The 24,278-nt window shown below is 67.5% G+C and carries 23 protein-coding genes; 13 read left to right on the forward strand and 10 right to left on the reverse strand.

Annotated elements, in window-relative coordinates; translation table 11 throughout:
• Positions 1-9: 9 nt before the first annotated feature.
• From trmL to IB223_RS00300, 3 genes are all read right to left on the reverse strand, one after another.
• Complete coding sequence (trmL, locus tag IB223_RS00290; RefSeq protein ID WP_192199716.1) at positions 10-489, reverse strand: tRNA (uridine(34)/cytosine(34)/5-carboxymethylaminomethyluridine(34)-2'-O)-methyltransferase TrmL; 480 nt, start codon at positions 487-489, stop codon at positions 10-12.
• A gap of 113 nt (positions 490-602) precedes the next feature.
• On the reverse strand, positions 603-980 hold the full coding sequence (locus IB223_RS00295) for a hypothetical protein (protein WP_192199717.1): 378 nt from the start codon (positions 978-980) through the stop codon (positions 603-605).
• Positions 981-1,380: 400 nt separating this feature from the next.
• Positions 1,381-2,085 (reverse strand): SDR family oxidoreductase, encoded by a 705-nt coding sequence (locus IB223_RS00300; RefSeq protein WP_192199718.1) that lies wholly within the window; start codon positions 2,083-2,085, stop codon positions 1,381-1,383.
• A gap of 145 nt (positions 2,086-2,230) precedes the next feature.
• Here IB223_RS00300 and IB223_RS00305 point away from each other — a divergent pair, with 145 nt between their 5' ends.
• The 4 genes from IB223_RS00305 to IB223_RS00320 all read left to right on the forward strand — a co-directional run bounded on the left by IB223_RS00305 (position 2,231) and on the right by IB223_RS00320 (position 7,615).
• Positions 2,231-5,092 carry a pitrilysin family protein gene (locus tag IB223_RS00305; protein ID WP_192199719.1) on the forward strand — a complete coding sequence of 954 codons (2,862 nt, stop codon included), beginning with the start codon at positions 2,231-2,233 and terminating at the stop codon, positions 5,090-5,092.
• Between the two features lie 106 nt (positions 5,093-5,198).
• A complete protein-coding gene (locus IB223_RS00310) occupies positions 5,199-5,516 on the forward strand; it encodes a DUF4156 domain-containing protein (RefSeq protein ID WP_192199720.1) in 318 nt (105 codons plus the stop codon).
• A 124-nt stretch (positions 5,517-5,640) separates the two neighbouring features.
• Positions 5,641-6,657, forward strand: coding sequence for a 3-oxoacyl-ACP synthase III (locus IB223_RS00315; RefSeq protein WP_142122995.1), 1,017 nt, complete (start codon positions 5,641-5,643; stop codon positions 6,655-6,657).
• A 67-nt stretch (positions 6,658-6,724) separates the two neighbouring features.
• Positions 6,725-7,615, forward strand: coding sequence for an alpha/beta fold hydrolase (locus IB223_RS00320; RefSeq protein WP_192199721.1), 891 nt, complete (start codon positions 6,725-6,727; stop codon positions 7,613-7,615).
• 199 nt (positions 7,616-7,814) lie between these two features.
• On the opposite strand, the gene IB223_RS00325 is transcribed toward IB223_RS00320, so the two are convergent.
• Positions 7,815-8,195: a YkgJ family cysteine cluster protein gene (locus IB223_RS00325; RefSeq protein ID WP_192199722.1), complete on the reverse strand. Its 381-nt coding sequence runs from the start codon at positions 8,193-8,195 to the stop codon at positions 7,815-7,817.
• Between the two features lie 93 nt (positions 8,196-8,288).
• On the opposite strand from IB223_RS00325, the gene oleC reads away from it, so the two are divergent.
• From oleC to IB223_RS00355, 6 genes are all read left to right on the forward strand, one after another.
• On the forward strand, positions 8,289-9,932 hold the full coding sequence (gene oleC / locus IB223_RS00330) for an olefin beta-lactone synthetase (protein ID WP_192199723.1): 1,644 nt from the start codon (positions 8,289-8,291) through the stop codon (positions 9,930-9,932).
• A complete protein-coding gene (gene oleD / locus IB223_RS00335; protein WP_192199724.1) occupies positions 9,929-10,930 on the forward strand; it encodes a 2-alkyl-3-oxoalkanoate reductase in 1,002 nt (333 codons plus the stop codon). The genes oleC and oleD overlap by 4 nt, the downstream gene beginning before the upstream one ends.
• 285 nt (positions 10,931-11,215) lie before the next feature.
• Positions 11,216-11,374: a DUF1328 domain-containing protein gene (locus IB223_RS00340; protein WP_082563134.1), complete on the forward strand. Its 159-nt coding sequence runs from the start codon at positions 11,216-11,218 to the stop codon at positions 11,372-11,374.
• Between the two features lie 117 nt (positions 11,375-11,491).
• Positions 11,492-12,133 carry an SCP2 sterol-binding domain-containing protein gene (locus IB223_RS00345; RefSeq protein ID WP_192199725.1) on the forward strand — a complete coding sequence of 214 codons (642 nt, stop codon included), beginning with the start codon at positions 11,492-11,494 and terminating at the stop codon, positions 12,131-12,133.
• Positions 12,130-13,782 (forward strand): ubiquinone biosynthesis regulatory protein kinase UbiB, encoded by a 1,653-nt coding sequence (gene ubiB / locus IB223_RS00350; protein WP_192199726.1) that lies wholly within the window; start codon positions 12,130-12,132, stop codon positions 13,780-13,782. The genes IB223_RS00345 and ubiB overlap by 4 nt, the downstream gene beginning before the upstream one ends.
• 25 nt (positions 13,783-13,807) lie before the next feature.
• A complete protein-coding gene (locus IB223_RS00355; protein WP_192199727.1) occupies positions 13,808-14,101 on the forward strand; it encodes a hypothetical protein in 294 nt (97 codons plus the stop codon).
• Positions 14,102-14,104: 3 nt separating this feature from the next.
• Here IB223_RS00355 and IB223_RS00360 read toward each other — a convergent pair whose 3' ends face one another.
• The gene (locus IB223_RS00360; RefSeq protein ID WP_192199728.1) at positions 14,105-14,503 is read right to left on the reverse strand and encodes a hypothetical protein; all 399 of its coding nucleotides are present in this window, start codon (positions 14,501-14,503) and stop codon (positions 14,105-14,107) included.
• 134 nt (positions 14,504-14,637) lie between these two features.
• Between IB223_RS00360 and IB223_RS00365 the strand changes: the two genes are divergently transcribed.
• Positions 14,638-15,204 carry a type 1 glutamine amidotransferase domain-containing protein gene (locus tag IB223_RS00365; RefSeq protein ID WP_192199729.1) on the forward strand — a complete coding sequence of 189 codons (567 nt, stop codon included), beginning with the start codon at positions 14,638-14,640 and terminating at the stop codon, positions 15,202-15,204.
• 21 nt (positions 15,205-15,225) lie between these two features.
• On the opposite strand, the gene IB223_RS00370 is transcribed toward IB223_RS00365, so the two are convergent.
• A complete protein-coding gene (locus IB223_RS00370; protein ID WP_192199730.1) occupies positions 15,226-15,594 on the reverse strand; it encodes a hypothetical protein in 369 nt (122 codons plus the stop codon).
• Positions 15,595-15,723: 129 nt separating this feature from the next.
• On the opposite strand from IB223_RS00370, the gene IB223_RS00375 reads away from it, so the two are divergent.
• Positions 15,724-16,563 (forward strand): endonuclease/exonuclease/phosphatase family protein, encoded by an 840-nt coding sequence (locus tag IB223_RS00375; RefSeq protein ID WP_225590741.1) that lies wholly within the window; start codon positions 15,724-15,726, stop codon positions 16,561-16,563.
• A 789-nt stretch (positions 16,564-17,352) separates the two neighbouring features.
• On the opposite strand, the gene IB223_RS00380 is transcribed toward IB223_RS00375, so the two are convergent.
• On the reverse strand, positions 17,353-20,136 hold the full coding sequence (locus IB223_RS00380) for a pitrilysin family protein (protein ID WP_192199732.1): 2,784 nt from the start codon (positions 20,134-20,136) through the stop codon (positions 17,353-17,355).
• 82 nt (positions 20,137-20,218) lie between these two features.
• Here IB223_RS00380 and IB223_RS00385 point away from each other — a divergent pair, with 82 nt between their 5' ends.
• Positions 20,219-20,947 carry a pseudouridine synthase gene (locus tag IB223_RS00385; protein ID WP_192199733.1) on the forward strand — a complete coding sequence of 243 codons (729 nt, stop codon included), beginning with the start codon at positions 20,219-20,221 and terminating at the stop codon, positions 20,945-20,947.
• 160 nt (positions 20,948-21,107) lie between these two features.
• Here the strand turns inward: IB223_RS00385 and IB223_RS00390 are convergent, their stop codons facing one another.
• From IB223_RS00390 to IB223_RS00400, 3 genes are all read right to left on the reverse strand, one after another.
• Complete coding sequence (locus IB223_RS00390) at positions 21,108-21,500, reverse strand: MAPEG family protein (protein WP_192199734.1); 393 nt, start codon at positions 21,498-21,500, stop codon at positions 21,108-21,110.
• A gap of 303 nt (positions 21,501-21,803) precedes the next feature.
• A complete protein-coding gene (locus IB223_RS00395; RefSeq protein ID WP_192199735.1) occupies positions 21,804-23,507 on the reverse strand; it encodes a M28 family metallopeptidase in 1,704 nt (567 codons plus the stop codon).
• Positions 23,508-23,589: 82 nt separating this feature from the next.
• A complete protein-coding gene (locus tag IB223_RS00400; protein ID WP_192199736.1) occupies positions 23,590-24,252 on the reverse strand; it encodes a hypothetical protein in 663 nt (220 codons plus the stop codon).
• Between the last annotated feature and the right edge of the window lie 26 nt (positions 24,253-24,278).

A 24,278-nucleotide genomic window follows, 5' to 3' on the forward strand; every position in this document is an offset into this window, starting at 1 on the left:
TGCGCGCGATCACGCGCCTCCGCCGAACCCCGCCTGCCGCCACGCTTCGAACACCACCACGGCCACCGTGTTGGACAGGTTGAGGCTGCGGTTTTGCGGGCGCATCGGCAGGCGCAGGCGCTGCTGTTCGGGCAGGCCGTCCAGTACCTCCTGTGGCAGGCCACGGGTCTCGGGGCCGAACAGGAACGCATCGCCGGGCTGATAGGCGGGCTGATCGTAACGGAGGGTGCCGCGGGTGCTCAGTGCGAACAGGCGCGTGGGCCGCACGTGCTGCAGGGCCGCTTCGAGCGACGCGTGGACCTGCAGCGTGGCGTATTCGTGGTAGTCCAGGCCGGCGCGCTTGAGCTGCTTGTCTTCCAATGCGAACCCGAGCGGTTCGATCAGGTGCAGCCGCGCGCCGGTGTTCGCGCAGAGGCGGATGACGTTGCCGGTATTCGGGGGAATTTCCGGCTGGTACAGCAGGACATCGATGTCCAGGGTGTCGGTCATGGCGCGCATTCTACGCGGCGCTGCATGGCCTCACGGGCATGTGGTGCGGTGGAACTCCGGCGGCTGCCGGCTTGCGTGAAAACGCAGGTGGAGCGTGGTGTGTTGCCTGCGTATCAGCGCGAAGCCAGCTGGCCGGCCAGCACGCCCGCCTGCACCGCGATCTGCTGCATGTCCTCGGCGGACGGACGCACGGTGACCACCGGCATGTCGACCACGCGCACTGCCTGCTGGGCAACGAAGTAGGCCAGGTCTTCGGCACTGGGCTTCACGGTGACCGTGGACAGATCGACGATCTTGGTGTCCTTGTAGGTCAGGTAGTGGGCCAGGTCGGCCGCATCGGGCTTCACCGTGACGGTGGGCAGGTTGACGATGTGGGTGGCTTCGGCGGTGTTGCGGTTGTTGTCGGCGTGGGTGGCGGAAACGACCATGGATCCGGCGCACAGGGCGAACACGGCGGCGGCGGTCAGCGGGAGGAGGTTCTTGGTGTTCATTGTCATGCCTCTGTAGTGATGTTGTTGTGTGGTGTGGTAGTAAGGTAGTACACCTAGACAGACGGATCAAGCAAAACCGTTCGTTTCGGTGAGCTGATTCAGGTTTCAGTCAGGTTGACGTCGGACAGCGGAAGGCTCGTTATGGGTAGAGCAGAAACCGTGCCAATCACAAGTTATTGATCCAATAGGGCTTTAGGCTTCTGTTCTGCGTGTCCGGTGTCCGAGTGCATGTCCGCCCGGGTGTCCGTCCTGCATGCAACAGGACGCGCCTGGGTGTGCGTTGTGACTGCGAACACGCCGCTTGGGCCCGATCCCGGTCAATGCGGTGTGTTCTGGTTTGGATGCCGTTCAACCAGGAACCGTTGCGGTCCACCGGCGCCGGCGCAGCCGGCATTCAGCTTTACCAAGGCAGCGAAGCACCCTGCCAGTCGAGGAAGCGGCCGCTGTCTTCTGCGCCGAGGTGGTCGATCACGTGAAGCAGCCCTGTGGCGGACTCCTGCACGGACAGCGCTGCGTTGTCGCCCCCCATGTCGGTGCGGACCCAACCCGGATGCAGGGCGACGACCGTGATGCCGCGTGCAGCCAGGGCCTGGGACAACAGCGAGGTGGCCATGTTCTGCGCGGCCTTGCCGATGGCATAGCTCGGGGTGCGGAATTCCTGCCGAAGCCCGATCGATCCGACCTCGGACGAAATATTGGCCACCACCCCGCCTTCGGCCAGGCGCGCGGCCAGCGTCTGCACCAGCAGGAACGGGCCGGCGGCGTTGGTATGGAAGCTGGCGTCGAGATCGGCAGCGGTCACGTGGCCGAAACGCTCGCCGCCGCGCAACACGCCGGCATTGTTCACCAGCAGGTGCAGGGGTTCTTCATCGGTGACCAGCGATACCTCGTGGAGCAGCTGGTTGCGGCTGCGGGCGTCGGCAACGTCGAGCGGCAGCACATGCAGGCGGCCGGGGTACTCGCCCGCCAGGCTGTTGAGCGCAGTGGCCTTGCCGGGCTGCCGGCAGGTCGCGATGACGTGGCAGTGGCGGGCCAGCAGCTGCCGGACAAGTTCCAGGCCCAGGCCACGGTTGGCCCCGGTTACCAGGCAGTGCTTGCGGTCCATGGCACCTCCGCACAACAGGATTGGCGGGCCGCGGCGGGGCGGCGGATGGGCCATTCGTCATGGCTTGTGGCCTAGTGTAATGACCGCGGGCGGCGGTTAGCATCGGGGGTTCTCCAGGCCCATTCAGTATTCAAAGGAGTGTCCGATGCACCTTTCCCGCCGGCCCCGCGCCGCCCTGCTCGCCATCGCCCTGTCCGCCGCGCTCGGGGGACTGGCTTACGCGCCGGCGTCGACGCATGCGAAGCCGGCGGGCGCGGACGTCGTGATTCCGTATGAAGAGTTCACCCTGCCGAACGGCCTGCGCGTGATCGTGCACACCGACCGCAAGGCGCCGATCGTGGCGGTGAATGTCTGGTACCACGTGGGCAGCAAGAACGAGACCCCGGGCCGCACCGGCTTCGCGCACCTGTTCGAGCACCTGATGTTCCAGGGCAGCGAGAACCATGACGGCGAGTTCTTCACCCCGTTCGAGCTGGTCGGCGCCACCGACCAGAACGGCACCACCAACCAGGACCGCACCAACTATTTCCAGAACGTGCCCACCACCGCCGTGGACATGGCGTTGTGGATGGAATCCGACCGCATGGGCCACCTGCTGGGCGCGATCGACCAGAAGGCGCTCGACGAGCAGCGCGGCGTGGTGCAGAACGAGAAGCGCCAGGGCGAGAACCAGCCCTATGGCCGCCGCATCTTCGCGCGCATGTTCGAGGCGCTGTACCCGGCCGGGCATCCCTACAGCTGGCAGACCATCGGCTCCATGGCCGATCTGGACGCCGCCACGCTGGCTGACGTGAAGACCTGGTTCCGCAGCTGGTACGGCCCCAACAACGCCGTGCTGGTGCTGGCCGGCGACATCGACGTGGCCACCGCCAAGGAGAAGGTGACCCGTTACTTCGGCGACATCCCGGCCAGCGCCACGCTGGCGGACATGAAAACCAACATCCCGAAGCACGCCAGCGACACCCGCGAGACGATCCCCGACCGCGTGCCGCAGGTGCGCGTCTACCGCGCCTGGCCAGTGGCGGAGATGGGCACGAAGGACGCCACCCTGCTGGACCTGTTCGCGCAGGTGCTGGGCGGCAGCGCGGCCTCGCGCTTCGACACCCGCCTGGTGCACGGCGACAAGATCGCCGACCAGGCCAGCGCGTTCCAGTGGAGCAGCGAGATCAGCAGCACGTTCTTCCTGATGTCCACCGTGAAGGAAGGCGTGGAGCCGGCCAAGGTCGAACAGGCCTTGGACGAGGAACTCAAGCGCCTGGTCACCCAGGGCCCGACAGCCGAAGAGCTGGAGCGTGCCAAGGTCTCCGGGCGCGCGGCGTTCGTGCGCGGCATCGAGCGCATCGGCGGTTTCGGCGGCAAGTCCGACGTGCTGGCCTCGTGCGCCGTCTACCAGGGCACGCCGGATTGCTACAAGGAAGAGTTGGACATCCTCGCCAACGCCACGCCGGCCGAGGTGCAGGCCGTGGCCAGGAAATGGCTGACGGGGGCCTCGCACACCATCCTCGTGCAGCCCAGCGAGACGCCCGCCTCGGCCCTGCCGGAAACCGTGTTCGCCGCGCCCGCCACGCAGCCGGCCCCCACGCCCAACGTCGATCCGAAGTTCAAGACGGTGAAGACCGACGTGGACCGCAGCCAGGGCGTGCCGAAGACCGCGACGTTCCCGGACCTGAAATTCCCGGCCGTGCAGCGCGCCACCCTGTCCAACGGCATGCAGGTCGCGCTGGCCGAGCGGCATGAAACGCCGGTGGTGCAGATCAGCGTCGAGTTCCCCGGCGGTTACGCCGCCGATGTCGGCAAGAAGCTGGGCACCGCCAGCTTCGCGCTGCAGATGATGGACGAAGGCGCGGGCGAGTACGGCGCGCTGGACTTCGCCGCTCGCAAGGAAGCGCTGGGTGCGGAACTGACCACGAGCGCTGGCCTGGACAGTGCGTCGGTGGGCCTGTCGGCACTGACCGAAAAGCTGGACCCGTCGCTGGACCTGCTCGCTGATGTGCTGCGTCGCCCCACCTTCGCCCCGGCCGAGATCGAGCGCGTGCGCGCCACCTGGATCGCCGGGATCAAGCAGGAGAAGGCGCGTCCGCAGACCGCCGCGCTGCGCACGTTGCCGCCGCTGTTGTACGGCGCCGGCCATCCGTATGCCATCCCGTTCACCGGCTCGGGCACGGAGGCATCGATCGCCTCGCTGACCCGCGACGATCTGGCCGCATTCCATCGTGACTGGCTGCAGCCGGACCAGGCCCGCATCACCGTGGTCGGCGATACCACGCTGGCGCAGATCGTGCCGTTGCTGGAAGCCCGCCTCGGCGACTGGAAGGCCGCACCGAACGCCCCGAAGCTGGCGGCCGTGCCCAAGGTGGCCAACGCCACCAAGCCGCGCGTGTTCCTGATCGACCAGCCGGGTGCCATCCAGTCCAACGTCTACGCGGCCCAGCTGGTGCCGCCCACCGGCGACGCCGGCACCATCGACTTCGACTTCGCCAACGGCGTGCTGGGCGGGCAGTTCAGCTCCCGCCTCAACATGAACCTGCGCGAGGACAAGCATTGGGCGTACGGCTCGTACAGCGGTGCCCGCAATGCGCTTGGCCAGCGCCCGTGGTGGGCCAGCGCCGCAGTACAGAGCGACCGCACCGCCGACTCGATGAAGGAGCTGCAGAAGGAGATCAGCCAGTTCGCCACCGGACAGGCGCCGTCCAAGCCGGAGGAAATCGCCAAGATCCGCGCGGCCAACACGCTGGAACTGCCGGGCGCGTACGAAACCGCCTCCGCAGTGCTGGGGCAGATCGCCACCAACCAGCGCTACGGTCGGCCGGACGACTACATCGTCCAGTACAAGGCCCGCAACGAAGCGATCGGCGCGGCCGACGTGGCCAGGGCGGCATCCACCCTGTCGCCGTCCGCGCTGACCTGGGTGGTGGTGGGTGACCTGTCCAAGGTCGGCGAATCGGTCCGCGCGCTGCAGCTGGGCGAAGCGGTGGAACTGGATGCCGACGGCAAACAGAAGCCGTAAGGCCCGAACGGCACCGCTCCTCCTCGCGGGGGGCGGTGCGCGTGCCCGGAGCGATTCATCCCGCGTGGGCCAGAATGGCCGCGACTCCCCTTTCCAGGTGATCCCGATGCGACTCGTCCTGCTTGCCGCCGCTTCCACCGTGCTGCTGTCCGCCTGCACCTGGGTGCACCTGGCGCCCACCGCCCGGGATGTCCGCGTGGTCGGCGCGGGCGCCGTTCCCGCCGGCTGCGAGAAGCGCGGCGAGGTATCGGTATCGGTCAAGGACAGCGTGGCCTTCTATGAGCGCAACGCCCTGAGGGTGCGCGATGAACTGGAAACCCTGGCCCGCAACGAGGCCCCCGGCCTGCAGGCCGATACCCTGCAGCCCCTGGGCGATCCGGCCAACGGCGAGCAGCGTTTCGCCGCGTTCCGTTGCGGCCGATGAAATGTGACGTGCGTCACTGTTCAGGATGGCGCGCGCCCAGGGCGATCCTGCGTAAAGATGCGGTGAAGGCGGGAAGTGAGTACCCTTGTCGGCCCCCTTTGCCTGAGCCTTGGCGCTAACCTCGATGCTCTTCAAGAATGTCTCCATCGCGGGACTGGCGCATATCGATGCGCCGCACACGCTGACGTCCGACGAGATCAACGCCCGCCTCCAGCCCACGCTCGACCGCTTGGGCATCAAGACCGACGTGTTGAACGACGTCGCCGGCGTGCATGCCCGCCGCCTGTGGGACGACGATGTGCAGGCCTCCGACGCAGCCACGCTGGCGGCACGGAAGGCCCTGCTCGACGCCGGCATCGGCGCTGACAAGATCGGCCTGGTGGTGAACACCTCCGTCAGCCGCGACTACCTGGAGCCGTCCACGGCCAGCATCGTCTGCGGCAACCTGGGCGTCAGCGACCATTGCCAGACCTTCGACGTGACCAATGCGTGCCTGGCCTTCATCAACGGCATGGACATCGCCGCCCGCATGCTGGAACGCGGCGAGATCGATTACGCGCTGGTCGTCGATGGCGAGACCGCCAACCTCGTCTACGACAAGACCATCGAGCGCCTCAACGCTCCGGACGTCACCGAGCAGCAGTTCCGTGACGAGCTGGCGGCCCTGACCCTGGGCTGCGGTGCCGTGGCCATGGTGATGACGCGCCGCGAGCTGGCGCCGGATGCCCCGCGTTACAAGGGTGGCGTGACCCGCTCGGCGACCGAGTGGAACAAGCTCTGCCGCGGCAACCTGGACCGCATGGTCACCGACACCCGCATGCTGCTGATCGAGGGCATGAAGCTGGCCACCAAGACCTTCGCCGCGGCCAAGATCGCACTGGGCTGGGCGGTGGACGAACTGGACCAGTTCGTCATCCACCAGGTCAGCCGCCCGCACACGCAGGCGTTCGTGAAGTCGTTCGGCATCGACCCGAAGAAGGTCATGACCATCTTCACCGAGCACGGCAACATCGGCCCGGCCAGCGTGCCGATCGTGCTGAGCAAGCTGAAGGAACTGGGCAAGCTGAAGAAGGGCGACCGCATCGCCCTGCTCGGCATCGGCTCGGGCCTGAACTGCACGATGGCCGAGGTGGAGTGGTAACCCCACCCGGCATTCGCATTCCAGGGGCCGGTTCGCCGGCCCTTTTCTTTGACGGCGGCGACGCGCGATGAACCTTCCCGGCTATCCCTCCCATCCGAAGCGCTTCGAGGTCCGCCCGGGCCTGTCGATGAACTACCTCGACGAAGGCCCGCGCGATGGCGAGGTGGTGGTGATGCTGCACGGCAATCCGTCGTGGAGCTATTACTGGCGAACGCTGGTGGCCGGCCTGTCCGACAAGTACCGCTGCATCGTGCCCGACCACATCGGCATGGGCCTGTCCGACAAGCCCGACGACAGCCGCTATGAGTACACGCTGCAGTCGCGCGTGGACGACGTCGCCGCGCTGCTGCGCCATCTCGGCATCACCGGCCCGGTGACGCTGGCCGTGCATGACTGGGGCGGCATGATCGGTTTCGGCTGGGCGCTTTCGCACGCCGCGCAGGTGAAGCGCCTGGTGGTCACCAATACCGCCGCGTTCCCGATGCCCGCCGCGAAGGCGATGCCGTGGCAGATCGGGCTCGGCCGCGACTGGACGATCGGCGAGTGGATCATCCGTGGCTTCAACGCGTTCTCGGCCGGCGCGTCGTGGATCGGCGTCGAACGCCGCATGCCCGCCGACGTGCGCCGCGCGTACGTGTCGCCGTACGACACCTGGGCCAATCGCATTTCGACGATCCGCTTCATGCAGGACATCCCGCTGGGCCCGAAGGACAAGGCGTGGCCGCTGCTGGACGCCGCCGGCAAGGCGCTGCCGTCGTTCGCCGACCGGCCCGCGTTCCTGGGCTGGGGTTTGAAGGACTTCGTGTTCGACAAGCACTTCCTCGACGGTTTCCGCGCCGCACTGCCGAACGCGGAAGTGCACGCGTACGACGACGCCGGCCACTACGTGCTGGAAGACAAGCACGAAATCCTGGTGCCGCTGATCCGCGACTTCCTGGACCGCCATCCGCTGGGTTGAACCTTTCTCCGCACGTGGCTGATCCCTTCTCCCTGCGCCAGCGGGGAGAAGGTGCCGAAGGCGGATGAGGGGCGCTCTTGCCGTTGCTTCGTTTGCCGGATGTCCGAGCGGCTCGCTGCGCTCGCGTCCCCTCGTCCGGCGCTTCGCGCCACCCCGTATCGAGTACGGGGCAGGCTCTTCTCCCACAAGGGGAGAAGGACTAAAGCTCTGGCAATGGATTCTTCTCCGCCTCCACCACACCCGTCCAGTCCGCCTCTACCAGCACCGGCAGCCCATGCGCCAACCGCGCCTTGTCGCACTGTGCGCTGCGCTTGCCGAACTCCAGCGACGCCGGCACCAGCGCGCACACCGACGGTCGCCGGTCATGGATCGTGCAGCGGCTGTAGCGGCCGATGTCGGCATCCAGCGCCACGCAATGCGGGTGCTTCTGGGAGGTGCCGCGCATCACCCGCTCGTGCACCCGCAGCGGTTCGGTCAGTTCGATCGGTACCACGCCGCCCTGGTCGGGGTCCGCTTCGCTCCAGTGGAAGCTCACGCGGAAGTGGGCGCAGCAGGCGCCGCAGGTCAGGCAGGGATGCATCGGGGCTTGGCTGGCGGCGGGGCGCGGGCGGGACGCGCATTCTGCCAACCCGGGCGGCTGACGCAAGTACCGTCCAGCGGCGACAATGACGGCATGACCGATCCGTGCAACATCGCCGCCAGCCTGCCCCGGCTGGCCCGCGAGCAGCCCGACCGCGTGGCCATGCGCTGTCCCGACGCCGCCGGACGCTACACCCGCGAACTCACCTATGCCCAGCTGGACGCGCGCAGCGACGCCATCGCCGCCGGTCTGGGTGCGTACGGCATCGGTCGCGGCGACCGCACCGTGGTGATGGTGCGGCCCACCCCGGAATTCTTCCTGTTGATGTTCGCGTTGTTCAAGGCCGGCGCCGTGCCGGTGCTGGTGGATCCCGGCATCGACCGGCGCGCGCTGAAGCAGTGCCTGGACGAAGCCGAACCGCAGGCCTTCATCGGCATCCCGCTGGCGCAGGCCGCGCGCTGCGTGCTGGGCTGGGCGAAGTCCGCGAAGAAGATCGTCACCGTCGGCACGCGCTGGGCATGGGGTGGCACCACGCTGGCGAAGATCGAAGCGCGCGGTGCCGGCGCCGGTCCGCAGCTGGCGGCCACCGCACCCGACGATGTCGCGGGCATCCTGTTCACCAGCGGCTCCACCGGCGTGCCGAAGGGCGTGGTCTACCGCCACCGCCATTTCGTTGCCCAGATCGAACTGCTGCGCAACGCGTTCGGCATGCAGCCTGGCGGCGTGGATCTGCCAACGTTCCCGCCGTTCGCGCTGTTCGACCCCGCGCTCGGGCTGACCTCGGTGATCCCGGACATGGATCCCACCCGCCCGGCCAGCGCCGATCCGAACAAGCTGCACGCGGCCATCGCGCGTTTCGGCGTTACCCAGCTGTTCGGCTCGCCGGCGCTGATGAAGGTGCTCGCCGACCATGGCGCGCCACTGCCGGGCGTGCAGCGTGTGACCTCGGCCGGCGCACCGGTGCCGCCGGATGTCGTGGCGAAGATCCGTACGCTGCTGCCGGATACCGCGCAGTTCTGGACGCCGTACGGGGCCACCGAATGCCTGCCGGTCGCCGTCATCGAAGGCCGTGAACTGGACGCCACGCGCGTGGACACGGAAGCCGGTGCCGGCACCTGCGTCGGTCGTGCCGTGCCGCCGAACGAGGTCCGCATCATCCGCATCACCGACGCGCCGATCGAACGCTGGACCGATGTCGAGGTGCTGCCCGACGGCCAAGTTGGCGAGATCACCGTCGCCGGCCCCACCGCCACCGATACCTATTTCCGTCGCGATGTCGCCACGCGCGCGGCGAAGATCCGCGAAACCCTGCCAGAGGGTGCCGAACGCACCGTGCACCGCATGGGCGACGTGGGCTGGTTCGATGGCGAAGGCCGACTGTGGTTCTGCGGTCGCAAGACGCAACGCGTCGAGACCGCCGACGGCCCGCTCTACACCGAGCAGGTCGAACCCGTCTTCAACATCCATCCGCGGGTCCGCCGCACCGCACTGGTCGGGGTGGGTGAGCCCGGACGCCAATCGCCGGTGCTCTGCTACGAACTGCAGCCCGGCGCCAGCGCCGATCGCACGCAGATGGCGACCGAGCTGCGCGCCATCGGTGCACGCCATCCGCACACCGCGCGCATCGCCACCTTCCTGCCGCACCCCGGCTTCCCCGTCGACATCCGCCACAACGCCAAGATCGGTCGGGAGACATTGGCGGCATGGGCACGCACGCAACAAGGACACCACGCATGAAGATCCTGGTCACCGGCGGCGGTGGTTTCCTTGGCCAGGCGCTGTGCCGTGGCCTGGTCGAACGCGGGCACGAGGTGATCAGCCTCAACCGTGGCTACTACCCGGTGCTGCGCGAACTCGGCGTGGGCCAGGTGCAGGGCGATCTCGCCGACGCGCATGCGGTGATGCATGCCGCCGATGGCGTGGACGCGGTTTTCCACAACGCCGCGAAGGCCGGGGCCTGGGGCAGCTACAAGAGCTACCACGACGCCAATGTGGTCGGCACGCAGAACGTGCTCGAGGCGTGTCGCACGCACGGCATCGGTCGCCTGGTCTACACTTCAACGCCCAGCGTGACCCACCGTGCCACGCATCCGGTGGAAGGCGGCACCGCCGACACCGTGCCCTACGGCGAAGGCTTCAAGGCGCCGTATGCCACCACGAAGACGATCGCCGAAAAGGCGGTGCTCGCCGCCAACGATGCATCGCTGGCGACGGTCGCGTTGCGCCCGCGCCTGATCTGGGGTCCGGGCGACCACCAGATCCTGCCGCGCCTCGTGTCGCGTGCCCGCGCCGGTCGCCTGCGCATCGTCGGCAGTGGCGAGAACCACGTCGACACCACCTACATCGACAACGCCGCGCAGGCCCACTTCGACGCCTTCGACCGCCTGGCACCCGGTGCGGCCTGCGCGGGCAAGGCGTACTTCATCTCCAACGGCGAGCCATGGCCCATGCGCAAGCTGCTCAACGCGATGCTGGAGTCGGCCCATGCGCCGCGCGTCGAGAAGCACCTGTCCTTCAAGACCGCGTATCGCATCGGTGCCGTGTGCGAAACCCTGTGGACGGTGCTGCCGTTGAAGGGCGAGCCGCCGATGACGCGCTTCCTGGCCGAACAGCTCAGCACTGCGCACTGGTACGACATGGCGCCGGCGCGACGCGACTTCGGTTACGTACCGCGCGTGTCGATGGAAGAAGGATTCGAGCGCCTGCGCGCCTGGCTGCGCGATCATCCGGTGTAGGAAAGGGCTTCAACCCCGGCCTCTCTCCACCAAGGATGCCGTAGCCATCAGACCCATCACTCTCCTGCCGCGCTGCGGCGCGCTCATCGGCGCGTGTACGGCGAGTTGGTCGAGGCGCGGGCTCAAGCCCCTCCTACAGAAAGCCTGACCTTCACGCCCGAATCACGACACTGAAGCGTGTCCGTATCGCACCGCGCGGAAATCACGCGGCGATGACTCCCCGCGTTCCAGCATGGCGCACGCCACTACCGGCTGCATAGCTGGCCACAGCCCAAAGGAGTTTCCATGCTGCGCTACGCCATCATCTTCTTCGTCATCGCCCTCATCGCCGCCGTGTTGGGTTTCAGCGGCATCGCGGGTGCCGCCACCAACATCGCGTGGGTACTGTTCGTCGTCTTCGTGATCCTGGCGATCATCTCGCTGTTGCGCGGCAAGCGCGTCTGACCTCTCCACCGTCTCTCCCCGCCGGGATGGCAGGACGCCATCGAGCCCGCCCCGAGCCTGCATGAAGCAGGCCAACGGGCGGGCAGGGCATGCAGGCTTTGCCGCTAGAATGGCGGCATGGACCTGTCTCCGTTCGATGCCCTGAAACCCCTCGCCGGTCGCGCACTCGAAGCCGCGCTCAACCAGGCGATCGCGCTTGATCCCGACACATCGGCGGCGCTGCGTCCTCTTGAAGGCCGCCGCATCCAGCTGGTGGTCGATGCTCCGCCCCTGGCAATGGACATCATGGTCGGCGGTGGCCGCCTGCAGGTAGGTCCGGCCAGTGAAGTGCTGGAAGCCGATCTCGCCGTGCGCAGCACGCTCGGCGGACTGCTCGGTCAACTCCCTTTCCTGCGTCGCGACAACGCAACCCCGGTCGGCAAGGTCAAGGTCTCCGGCGACGCCGAGCTCGCACGCCGCCTGCAGACGCTGGCCACGCGCTTCGATCCAGACTGGTCGCTGCCGTTCACCCGGGTGTTCGGTGACGTGATCGGCGTGCAGGTGGCGAATGCCGTGCGCGCCGGTCTGCAACAGGCCCGCATTGCCGCGGGCAACCTTGCGGAAAGTGCCGCCGAGTACGTGACCGAAGAATCGCGCGACGTGGTCGGCCGCGACGAACTCAATGCCTTCCATGATGACGTCGATGCCATGCGCGACGACGTGGAGCGGTTGGCCGTCCGCATCGGCCGCCTCGCCGCGCGCGTGGAGCACCGCGCATGAAGTCGGTGTTGAGGGCCAGCCGCATCGGCCGCGTGCTGCTCCGCTATCGCCTGGACGACCTGCTCGAAGGCACGCCGGTCGAGCGTTGGCTGAAGCTGGGACGCCCGTTCGTGCCGCGTGCATCGGCGGAGATCGCCGCACAGCCGCGGGGTGCGCGACTGCGCCTGGCGCTGCAGGAACTCGGGCCCATCTTCGTCAAGTTCGGGCAGATCCTGTCCACCCGCCGCGATCTCATCCCGCCCGACATCGCCGAAGAACTCACCCTGCTGCAGGACCGCGTGGCGCCGTTCGATGGCGATGTCGCGCGTGCGCTGGTGGAACAGGAGCTGGGCCGGCCGATCATCGAGGCCTTCGAGCATTTCGACACCACGCCGCTGGCTTCCGCGTCCATCGCGCAGGTGCATGCGGCCACGCTGCCCGGTGGGCGCGAGGTGGTGGTGAAGGTGCTGCGCCCGGATATCCGCCGGCAGATCGCCGGGGACATCGCGCTGCTGGAGAGCATCGCGGCCATCGTCGACCGCGCGCATCCGAACGCCGACAAGATCCGCCCGCGCGAGATCGTCGCCGAGATCGAGAACACGCTGGCGGCGGAACTCGACCTGCAGCGCGAGGCCGGCAATGCCAGTCTGCTGCGGCGCAACTGGGCGGACTCGCCCGACCTGTACGTGCCCGAGGTGATCTGGTCGCACACCGCCGAGCGCGCGATGACGATGGAACGCGTGCGCGGCATCCCGTCCGACGACATCGCCGCACTGGATGCCGCGGGCATCGACCGCAAGGCACTCGCCGCCAAGGGCGTGCGCGTGTTCTACCAGCAGGTGTTCCGCGACAACTTCTTCCACGCCGACGCGCACGCCGGCAACATCTGGGTGGATCCGGAGCGGAAGACCGATCCGCGCTTCATCGCGCTGGATTTCGGCATCATGGGCCAGCTCTCGCGCGACGATCAGTACTGGCTCGCCGAGAACTTCATGGCGATCTTCAACCGCGACTACCGTCGCATCGCCGAACTGCACGTGCAGGCGGGATGGATGCCGGCGCACATCCGCATCGACGAACTCGAAGCCGCCGCGCGCGCCGTCTGCGAACCCTACTTCACCCGCCCGCTCAGCGAGATTTCGCTGGCCGAGGTGCTGGCCAAGCTGTTCCGCACCGCGCAGCGCTACGAGCTGACCCTGCAGCCGCAGCTGATCCTGCTGCAGAAGACCCTGCTCAACATCGAGGGCGTGGGCCGGCAGCTGGACCCGCAGATCGATATCTGGGCGGTGGCGCGGCCGGTGCTGGAACGCATCCTGATGGAGCGCTACAGCCCGCAACGCGCCGCGCAGGAGTTCCGCAAGCGCCTTCCCGAGATCATGACCCACGCGCCGGACATGCCGCGCCTGGTGCATGCATGGCTGAGCCAGCAGGTGGAAGGCCGGCACGAGTTGGCGATGCGTTCCAAGGACCTCACCGAACTGACCCAGACGATGAAGGGCATGCAGCGCCGCGTCGTCGCCGCGATCCTCGGCGTGGGCCTGCTGATCGTCGCGGCCGTGCTGTATGCGCTGGAAGCGGGTGGGCCACGCCTGCTCGACGTGCCCGCTTCCGCGTGGATCGCCGGCATCGGCGGGTTGTGGGCGTTGCTGGCGGCGTGGCCGCGGCGCTGAGGTGGAACGCTCCGCGCAAGCGCGATTGCGTATCAGCGTCACCGGAATCGTAGACGAAGAATTCCCCGGCTGGATCGAGTTCCATATCGACGAGGCGTCAGGGCGCCGACATCGAGGCATCGAGAAGATGCCGGTCGTTGGTTATGCGGACCAGGCGCTTCCCTGCGATGGATGGATTGCCTGCAACGTGCTCGGGCACGTGGATCGCGATGGCCGTCGGTGCCTGGAGGTCGATACCTCGCCCTGGCACGTCGAGACGGACGAGGGCGTCTACCGCTTTGTCGTCGACGCATCGGATGTGGACGAAGCGCAGTCCTGAGCCTCACGTATCCGCGCGCGTGGCGCGCCGACGTCCCCACGCCAACCACCAGCCCAGCCACACCTGCACGGGAAAGGTCAGCAGGCAGGCGAGGGTGAACCAGCGCGGGAAGTCTTCCCACGCGAGCCAGACCAGGGTCACGCCGAGGGCCAGGTACAACGCGAGGAACACCCAGGCGTGCGCGGTCTTCGCGACTGCCGCCACACCGACCATCAGCATGCTGCCGGCCGCGCCGGCCATGACGACCCACAGCAGGTCGTAGGCCAGCCGCGCGTCACCGCCCGGAGGCAAGCGCAGCGCCGCCGCGAGTTCACCGCCGATCTGGTTGACCAGAGGCAACGCGTAGAGCGACACGACGCATGCCAACACGCTGCGTAACACGACAACCATGCGACGAGGCATGAGTGCGCTTCCATGAACAGATGAGGCATTGGAGCACATCGATCACGCGCATTGACACGATGGCAACGATTCCTTCGCATGCCGTGCGCGTGGCGCACGCTACCGTGGCACCTCATTCATACGGGAGCCTTCCCATGAGCCACCTGACGGGAAAACGCGTCGCCATCCTCGCCACCGACGGCTTCGAGCAATCCGAGTTGACCGAACCGATGCGCGTACTGCAGTCGCACCACGCGCAGGTCGACATCGTCTCGCTCGATGGCGGGCGCATCCAGGGCTTCAAGCACTTCGACAAGGGCGACCAGGTGGACGTGGATCATGTGCTGTCCGAAGTCTCCGCCAAGGACTACGACGCGCTCGTCATTCCCGGGGGGCTGTTCAATCCGGACGCCCTGCGCGTGGACGACCAGGCACTGGCCTTCACCCGCGGCTTCTTCGAAGCCGGCAAACCAGTCGGTGCGATCTGCCACGGCCCGTGGGTGCTCGCCAACGCCGACGTGCTGCGTGGCCGCACCGTTACCTCGGTGCCCAACATCCGCAAGGACCTGGAGAATGCGGGCGCGAACTGGAAGGACGACGAAGTCATCGTCGACAAGGGCTTGGTCACCAGCCGCACACCGGAGGATCTGCCCACGTTCTGCGCCAAGCTGGTGGAGGAGATCGCGGAAGGGAGGCATGGCGGGCAGCGCCGCTCGGCGTGATCCCTGGCGCGCCGCCGGCCTTCAGAGCGGCGGCGTTTCCGCAGCGGGTGCGCAGCGCGGCAGCGGCAACGGGCCATACACCTTGAAGGTGCCGGCGAAGCCGCCCTGCTCGACCACATAGACCGCGCGTGCTCGCGTGTCGACATGCAGGAACTGCTGATACCCGTCGGCTACATGGCCCATGTCCGACAGGGGTGTTCCGAGTGATTGCTGGAGCTCGCGTGGCCAGTAGTGCATCTTCGGCCATGCCTGTTGGATGCCATACGGACTGGCGAAAGGCTTCAGGCGCGCGATCACGCACGCGATGGTCGCGTCATGCGTGGGGGCAGCGGGCGGCGCGAGGGGCGAATCGAGCGCCTGCAGCAGGAACACCAGGGTGAGCACCGACATCGCGATGTCCTCGAACGGCTGACCGCATCGTGCCGGAGTCCGTCCGTTCCGCCTAGGGGCCTTACAACGGGATTCGTGCCACGTTCATGCCCTGCGGTCTGCGCGACAATGGCCGCCCGTTTCGCGGAGATGCCCGTGATCCCTCGCTTACTCATCCTCCTGCTGGCCTGCCTGCTGCCGTGGCAGGCGCTCGCCGCCGACGCCCCGCTGCGCATCATGAGCTTCAACATCCGCCTGCCGGCCGAGAGCGATGGCGTGGACTATTGGGAGACGCGCAAGCCGCTGGCGGTGCGCATGCTGCGCGAGCAGCAGCCCGACGTGATCGGCCTGCAGGAACTGGTGCAGGCGCAGGCCGAGTACTTGGCGCGCGAATTGCCGGCGTACGCGTGGTTCGGTCGCGGTCGCAATGCCGATGGCGGCGGCGAGCACATGGGCGTGTTCTACCGGAAGGACCGCCTGAAGGTGGTCGAGTCCGGCGACTTCTGGCTGTCCGATACGCCCGACGTGCCGGGCAGCATCACCTGGAACCATCTCTATCCGCGCATGGTGACCTGGGCGCTGTTCGAGCAGCGCAGCGACGGCAAGCGCTTCTACCTGTTCAACACCCACCTGCCGTACCGCGACCAGGACGAGGCCGCACGCCTGAAGGGCGCGCAGGCCATCGCGCGCCGCCTGGCCGCGTTGCCGGCCGGGGTGCCGGTGGTGCTGACCGGCGACTTCAACACCGCGCCGGACAGTCAGGTGCACGCCGTGCTCGCGCAGACGCTGCAGGATGCGTGGACCACCACGCCGCGGGTGGAAGGCAGTGAAGCGACGTTCCATGGGTTCACGGGCAACGCCGACAAGCGCATCGACTGGGTCTTCGTCCGCGGCGTGCAGCTGGAATCGATCGCCTCGATCACCACGCGCTGGGGCGGACGCTATCCGTCCGACCACTTCCCGCTGCTGGCGACGCTGCGGCTGCCGTAAGCCTGCGTTGCCTGTCGAAGGTGCGCAGGCGAGGCTCGATGTGAGAACCGAGCGCCGAATCCCAGCGATGGCGTTCCGAGCCTCGCAGATGGCGCTCAATGTGAGACAGATGGAGCTCCCGAGCTCCATCGATCGAGCTCCGAAAGCCATCCCATCGCATTCCGAGTGCCATCGATGGCTCTCCGAGCCTCGCGGGTGGAGCTCAATGTGAGACAGATGAAGCTCCCGAGCTCCATCGATCGAGCTCCGAAAGCCATCCCATCGCCTTTCGAGTGCCATCGAGGGCTTTCCGAGCCTCGCGGATGGAGCTCAATCTGAGACAGATGGAGCCCCGAGCTCCATCGATGGCATGGGAGAGCTCGATCGTTGGCATTCCGAGCCCCATCGACGGAGCTCCGGGCTCCATCGCCGGGCTCCGAGGCCGGTGTACAAGGCTCAGTGTGAGGCGGAGGGGGCTCGCCAGGCGTTCGCGACGTTCAGGCGCGCGATGAAGGTTTTTCCCTTCGCCCCGCTTGCGGGGCGAAGGTGCCCGGAGGGCGGATGAGGGGCGGGCGCGATGGTCGGGCACGAGGGATGTGTCGTCGCGGCCGCGCCTCTGGCAACAGTACGGGCGCGTTGTACGTCGCCTCTTCGTTCGCCCCTCCCCCGCCTTCGGCACCCTCTCCCCGCACGCGGGGAGAGGGGAGCATCTGCAGGGGAGAGGGGAACATCTGCGCGGGAAAGGATCTTCTGCGAGCGCGAAAACGAGAACGGCCCCTTGCGGGGCCGTTCCGTCTCACGTCATGCGGATTACTTCGCGGGCGCCGCCGCCGGCGCGCCGGCCTTCTTGGCGAAGTCGCCCGCCAGGAACACGCTCAACGCCTCCGGTTTGAAGTGCTTGCGGATCGCGGCGTTCACCTGGTCCACCGTCAGTGCGGCGTACTTCGCATCCAGGTCGGCGGTGAACTGCATGGTGCGACCGAAGAACAGCTGGTCGGCCAGCATGCCGGCGACGCTGCCGTCGTCCGCGCGGCCCTGTTCGCGTTCGGTCAGCATGCCGGCCACGGCGTCCTTCAGCTCTCCGGCGGTGATGCCGTCCTTGACGAGTTTCGTCAGCTCCTCGCGCACCAGCGCTTCCACCTTCGCCATGTTCTCCGGCGCCGCGATGGCCTGGATGCTGAAGCTGCCGGCATCGTCCTGGCCGGTGCGGCTGTCGTCCGCGCGCACGCCGCTGGAGACGCCGTAGCTCAGGCCCTCCTGCTGGCGGATGCGATCACCCAGGCGCGACTTCAGCGCGCCACCGCCGAACACGCGGTTGGCGATCACCATCGCCGGGTAGTCCGCATCGGTGACCTTCAGCGACAGGTTGTGCCGGGCCAGCAGCACGGCATTGGGCTTGTCCGGCGTCTCGAAGCGCGCCTGCTTCGCCGCCACGTCGGTGTAGCCGGTGGCGATGGGCGCGTACGGCTTGCCGCTCTTCCAGTCGGTGAACAGCTGCTCCAGCTGCGCGCGCACGGCGGCGGGGTCGAAGTCGCCGACGATGGCGATCTCGCCGTTGGCGGTGCCGTACACGTCGCGGTGGAACGCGCGTACGTCGTCCAGCTTCAGCGCCTTCAGTTCCGCCAGCGATTCGTCCAGCGTGCGGTTGCGCAGCGGATGGCCGGCCGGCCACGGGTCGAAATACTCCGCCAGCGCGCGACCGGCGATCGCCCCCGGCTCCTGCCGCGAGGCTTCCATGCCGGTCAGTGCCTGCAGGCGCAGCTGCTCGAACTCGCTTTCAGGGAACGCCGGATTGCGCAGGACGTCGGCGGCCAGCGCCAGGGCATCGGCCAGGTGTTCGCGACGCGTCTGCAGGCCGATGCTGGCACCCTGCAGGCTTCCGCCCACGCTGCCCTGCGTCTTCAGCTGTTCAAGTCGCTGGTCGATCTGCTCGCGCGTCATCGTCTTGCTGCCGCGCATCAGCATGGCGCCGGCCATGCCGGCGGCACCTTCGCGGCCGGTGAGCGCGGCTTCATCGGCAAAACGGAAGTTGGCATCGACGATCACGGTGCCGCCACGGGTCTTCTTCGGCAGCAGCGAGACTTTCAGGCCGTCGCCCAGCGTGAAGGTCTGGGTTCTTGCCTCGATGTTCTTCGGCGAGGGATCGAACTGCTCGCCGGCGCTGACGGCGGTACCGCCGGTGTACCCGTCCACCAGCGATGCGACCGCAGGCGCGGCCGGGATCTCCACCCGCTCCGGGGTGGTGGTGGGAATGAAACGGCCCAGCGTGCGGTTGCTCGACTTCAGGTATGCGGCGGCGACGCGGTTGACATCGTCGGCGGTGACCTTCGCGATGGCGTCGCGACTGGTGAACAGCAGGCGCCAGTCACCGGCGGACTGGAACTCGGACAGGCCCATGCCCACGGCATTGACGTCGGTGAAGTACAGATCGTAGGCGTTGCCGATGCGCTGCTTCGCCTCGTCCACCTCCTGTTGCGTGACCGGGCGGGCGGCGAGCTGCTCGACCTGCTTCAGCAGTTCGGCTTCGGTCCTCGCGGCGTCGCCGTCGTTGGGCACCACGGCCACCACGGTCAGCAGTCCGGGGTCGCGCATGGATTCGCCGTTGGCGCCGCTGCCAGCGGCAAGCTTGGTTTCCACCAGCGCCTTGTGCAGGCGGCCGCCGGGCGTGTGTCCCAGCACGTTGGCCAGCACGCTCAGCGGCGCGTTGTCCGGGTGCGCCACCGCCGGAGCGTGGTAGGCGGCCGCGACCAGCCGCAGGTTGCCGACGCGGCGCACGGTGACTTCGCGCTCGCCATCCTGCGCCGGTTCCTGGGTGTAGAAGCGGGGCAGCGGGCGGGTGGGCTTCTTCAGTGCGCCGAAATGGCGCGCGACGCGGGCGAGCGCGTCGTTGGTGTCCACGCGGCCGGCGAGGATGAGGGTGGCGTTGTCGGGCTGGTACCACTGCCGGTAGAACGCCTGCAGCTTGTCGATCGGCACGCCCTCCACGTCGCTGCGTGCGCCGATGGTGGTGTTGCCGTAGTTGTGCCACAGGAACGCCGTCGAGCGGATGCGCTGGAACAGCACGCCACCGGGGCTGTTCTCGCCCGCTTCCAGCTCGTTGCGGACCACGGTCATCTCGCTGTCGAGGTCCTTCTTCGCGACATTGGAGTTGACCATGCGGTCGGCTTCCATCTTCAACACCCACTCGAGGGTGTCGGTGTTGGCCGGGAACGAAGCGAAGTAGTTGGTGCGGTCCAGGCCAGTGGTGGCGTTGAAGTCGATGCCGCGTTTCTTCATCTCGCCGCTGATGTCGGACTGCGTGGGCGTGCCCTTGAACAGCAGGTGCTCCAGCAGGTGCGCCATGCCGGTCTCGCCGTAGTTCTCGTGCACCGAACCCACGCCATAGACCAGGTTGACGGTCACGGTGGGCTTGGTGGCATCGGGGAACACCAGCACGCGCAGGCCGTTGGACAGCGTGTACTCGCTGATGCCTTCGATGCTGGGGCCGGCGGTGATGCCCTTGGGCAACGCGGGCGCGGCGTAGAGGCTCGTGGGCTGGCCCAGGGCAAGCGCCACGGCCAGGCCGAGTGCGACAATGAAACGGGGTGACTTCATCCACAATCCTCCATCAGGGCCGCGTGCGTCCATCGCGTGCGGCGAACCCCGAGTTTCGCAGATTTGGAAGGCACGCAGATTCATGGATTACGGTGAGACGAAAACGGGCGATGGCGCATTGCCCGTGCTGTATGCCGATGCGCAGATCGCGGTAGTCAACAAGCCCGCGGGTGTCATGGCGCACGACAGCAAGCTGGCCGGTGGGGAAACGGATTTCGTCGCCGACCGGCTGCGCATGCAGTTCGGCCGCCCCATCTTCCTGATCCACCGGCTGGACCGCGCCACCAGCGGTTGCCTGCTGGTGGCATTCGACCGCGACAGCGCATCGACGCTGGGCAAGGTGTTGATGTCGCGCGAAGTGGAGAAGGATTACCTGGCCGTGTGCCGTGGCTGGCCGGAGCCGGACTTCATCGTCGACCATCCGCTGGATGGCGGCCCGGGCAAGCCGGACAAGAAGCCATCGGTGACGCATTTCGTGCGCTTGGCGACGGGCGAGCTGCCGCTGCCGTCCGCCGGTTTCGAGACCTCGCGCTACGCGCTGCTGCGATGCCAGCCGGAGACAGGCCGCTTCCGCCAGATCCGCCGACACCTGAAGCACGCGTTCCATCACCTGATCGGCGACACCAGCCATGGCGATGGCCGCCACAACCGGAACTTCCGCATGCAGGGCGTGCACCGCATGCTGCTGCACGCGGTGCGGCTGTCGTTCCCGCATCCGGTCACGGGCGAACGCATCGAAGCGGTGGCGCCGTTGGATGCGGAGTTCCGCAAGGCGTTCGCCCTGTTCGGGTGGGAAGAAGACCTGCGGTAGTCGTGCTCTCTGTAGGAGCGACGTGAGTCGCGACCGCAGAAGTGAAATGCCGGGATGGTCAGACAAGGAACGGTCGTATCGGCGAGGCTGCTTGTCCTGGAACGTCAGCGGCTTTCATGGCGTTCGGTCGCGACTTACGTCGCTCCTACAGAGAGCAGCGTCACGCCACCCGCAGCGCTGCCAGCACCATCAGCGCTACGGCGCACAGCATACCCAGCAGCCAGACCAGGCTGCGCAGCGATTGTCTGTCCGCCAGGTAGAACACGCCATGCAGGACGCGTGCGGCAACGAAGCCCAGCGCCAGCGGCGTCACCGTCTCTGCCGGCACGCCGGCCAGCTGCGCCATCAACACGCCGGCGACGAAGGCCGGGAACGCCTCGAAGCCGTTGAGGTGCGCGGCATTGGCGCGCTGCACCTTGTAGTTGCCTTCCTGCTTGGCGATCCAGGCGCGCGGGTTGCGGTTGTTGTAGCGCTCGCCCGACCGCTTGGCGATGAAGACCCACAGATACGGCAGCAGCGCGGTGACGAGGATGCACCAGTAGGCGATGGACATGAGCGGTTTCCCTCCGAGGATGCCGCAGGGTAGTGCGTACGGCAGTGGGGCGTCCATGGGCGGGTGCCCTCTCCCTGCGCAGCGGTGAGAGGGTGCCGAAGGCGGGTGAGGGGCGAACGGAGGCATCATCTTGGATCTGCGCGCTCGCATTGCCGAGTTCGACGATGGCGGAGAGACATCGCACGGAGCATCACCGCGCTCGCCCCTCATCCGCCCTTACGGGCACCTTCTCCCCGCAGGCGGGGAGAAGGAACAAAAACGGCGCCTTTCGGCGCCGTCTTCGTATCGCTTGGTGCAGCCGGCTTACTTCTTCGCCGGTTCCGCCTTCATCATCGTGTCGCGCGCGGCCTTGAACGGATTGCCTTCGTACCAGTTCGGCCACGTGTCGGCCACGGCCAGGTCCTTGCCCACGCCGTACAGCGCCTGCAGGTCCTGCACCACGCCGTCCAGCTTCCAGCCTGCGTGCACTTCGTCGCTGGCCTGGTGGTAGCGCTTGGCGTATTCCTCGCTCGCCGCCTTGCCGGCTTCGACGCCGCCTTCCAGCAGGTCGTTGCCACCCTTGGCGTACAGCGCGGGCACGCCGGCCTTGGCGAAGTTGAAGTGGTCGCTGCGGAAGTAGTAGCCGCCGGCCGGGTTGCCTTCCTCGGCGAGCACGCGGCCCTGCTGGTCGGCGTAGACCTTCAGCATGTCTTCCAGTTGCGAGTTGCCCTTGCCGGTCACCACGAAGTCGCGCGACTTGCCGCCCACGCTCATGGCGTCGAGGTTGATCACGCCGGCGATCTTGTCGAGCGGGAAGGTCGGGTGCGCGACGTAGTACTTGGAACCCAGCAGGCCGGATTCCTCCAGCGTCACCGCCACGAACACCACCGAACGCGCAGGCTTGGGGTCCTGGTGAGCGAACGCTTCGGCGATCTCCAGGATGCCGGCCACGCCGGTGGCGTTGTCGACTGCGCCGTTGTAGATGTTGTCGCCCTCTTCGCCCTCGTGCTTGCCCAGGTGGTCCCAGTGGGCCATGTACAGCACGGCTTCGTCGGGCCTGCTGCTGCCCGGCAGCACGCCGATGACGTTGCGTGAGGTCTTCTCGGTGATGCTGCTCTTCAGCGAGGCGGACAGCTGCGCCTTCAGCGGCACCGGCTTGAAGCCGCGCTTGCCGGCGCTGGCGTAGGCCGCGTCCAGGTCCACGCCGGCATCGGCGAACAGCTGCTTCGCGGCTTCCGCGCTCAGCCAGCCCTGCAGCGGGATGCGCTTCTCCGGATCATCCTTGGCGGGCAGGTCGTACTGCGGGCCGGCCCAGGAGTTCTTCACCACGTCCCAGCCATAGCTGGCGCCGGGCGTGTCGTGCACGATCAGCGCGGCGGCGGCGCCCTTGCGCGCGGCTTCCTCGAACTTGTACGTCCAGCGGCCGTAGTAGGTCATGCGGTTGCCGCCGAACAGGGCTTCGTCCTTGGCGTGGAAGCCGGGATCGTTGACGAACATCACCACGGTCTTGCCGGTCCAGTCCTGGCCGGCGTAGTCGTTCCACTTCTGCTCTGGTGCATCGACGCCATAGCCGACGAACACCAGCTCGCTGGCGTCCAGCTTGACCTCGGTCTCGCCGGTACGGGTGCCGATGACGTAGTCGGTGCCGAACTTCAGGTCGCGCTTGCCGGTGGACGTGGTCAGCGACAGCGTGGTCGCGGCCTCGTCGGCGGTGGTCTCCACCATCGGCACGTCCTGGAAATAGCTGCCGTTGTTGCCCGGCTGCAGGCCGATGCGCTTCATCTGCGCTTCGAGGTAGGCGGTGGTCTTCTCTTCGCCGACCGAGCCGGGCGCGCGGCCTTCGAACTCGTCCGACGCCAGCGCGTTCACCATGTCGGCGAAGTCGCCCTCAGTGATGTCGGCGGTAAAGGTGTGCGCCGCAGCGGGCGGCGTGGCGGCTTCGGGCGCGGGGGCCGGGGCCTCGGCTTCGCGCTTGCATGCCGTCAGTGCGACGGAAGCGGCAAGCAGGAGCATCAACTTGCGGGACATCGGGATTCCTCAACGAAAGGAATCCCGATTCTAGCGGCAATGGACAGGCCGGGCCTGTGCCATGCGCCGCGGTTCGCCGTCCTTACTCGGTCGGGGCCCTGTCGGTGCTGTACGGCGTGGCCGTGGCGCCGGTCACCGGGCCGGTCTTCGCACTGCTGTGCACGTACAGGGTGACCGGGCGCTCGAACACCAGCGCGCCTTCGACGACGGCGTTCGGTCCGATGATGATGCGCGGGGGACGCTTGCTGTCGGTGTTGAAGAAGCCGGTGGGCTTCTGTACGCGCACGCCGCCGCGCACATGGGACCCCACGCCCACGGTGATGTCGCCGCGCACGGTGTGGATGCTGCCGCTGACCTGGGTGGCGACCAGGCCGATGGCGCCATTGACGGTCTCGATGTCGCCGCCGATCACGCCGCCGTGGTCGATGAAGATGCTGCCGTTGACGGTTTCGACGTCCTTGCGGATCTGCACGTCCTTGCCGGCACGGACGGAGCCGTTCACGGTTTCCAGCGAATCCACGCGTGCTTTGTCGCCCACGTTGATGCTGCCGTTGACGGTGCTGGCATCCTCGGCGGTGGCGCCATCCCCGATGCGGATGCTGCCGTTGACGGTGTCCAGGTCGGCATAGGTCTGGCCGGCCTCGGCGGTGACACTGCCGTTCACCTTGGAGATCTCCTGTTGGGCCAGCGCGGGCGTGGCAGCCAGGGCCAGGGTCAGCAGCAGGACGGTGCGGGTACGGGTCATGGGGTCATCCTTCGGGTGGTGTTGAT

It is taken from the genome of Pseudoxanthomonas sp. PXM03, assembly GCF_014852005.1.
GTDB lineage: Bacteria > Pseudomonadota > Gammaproteobacteria > Xanthomonadales > Xanthomonadaceae > Pseudoxanthomonas_A.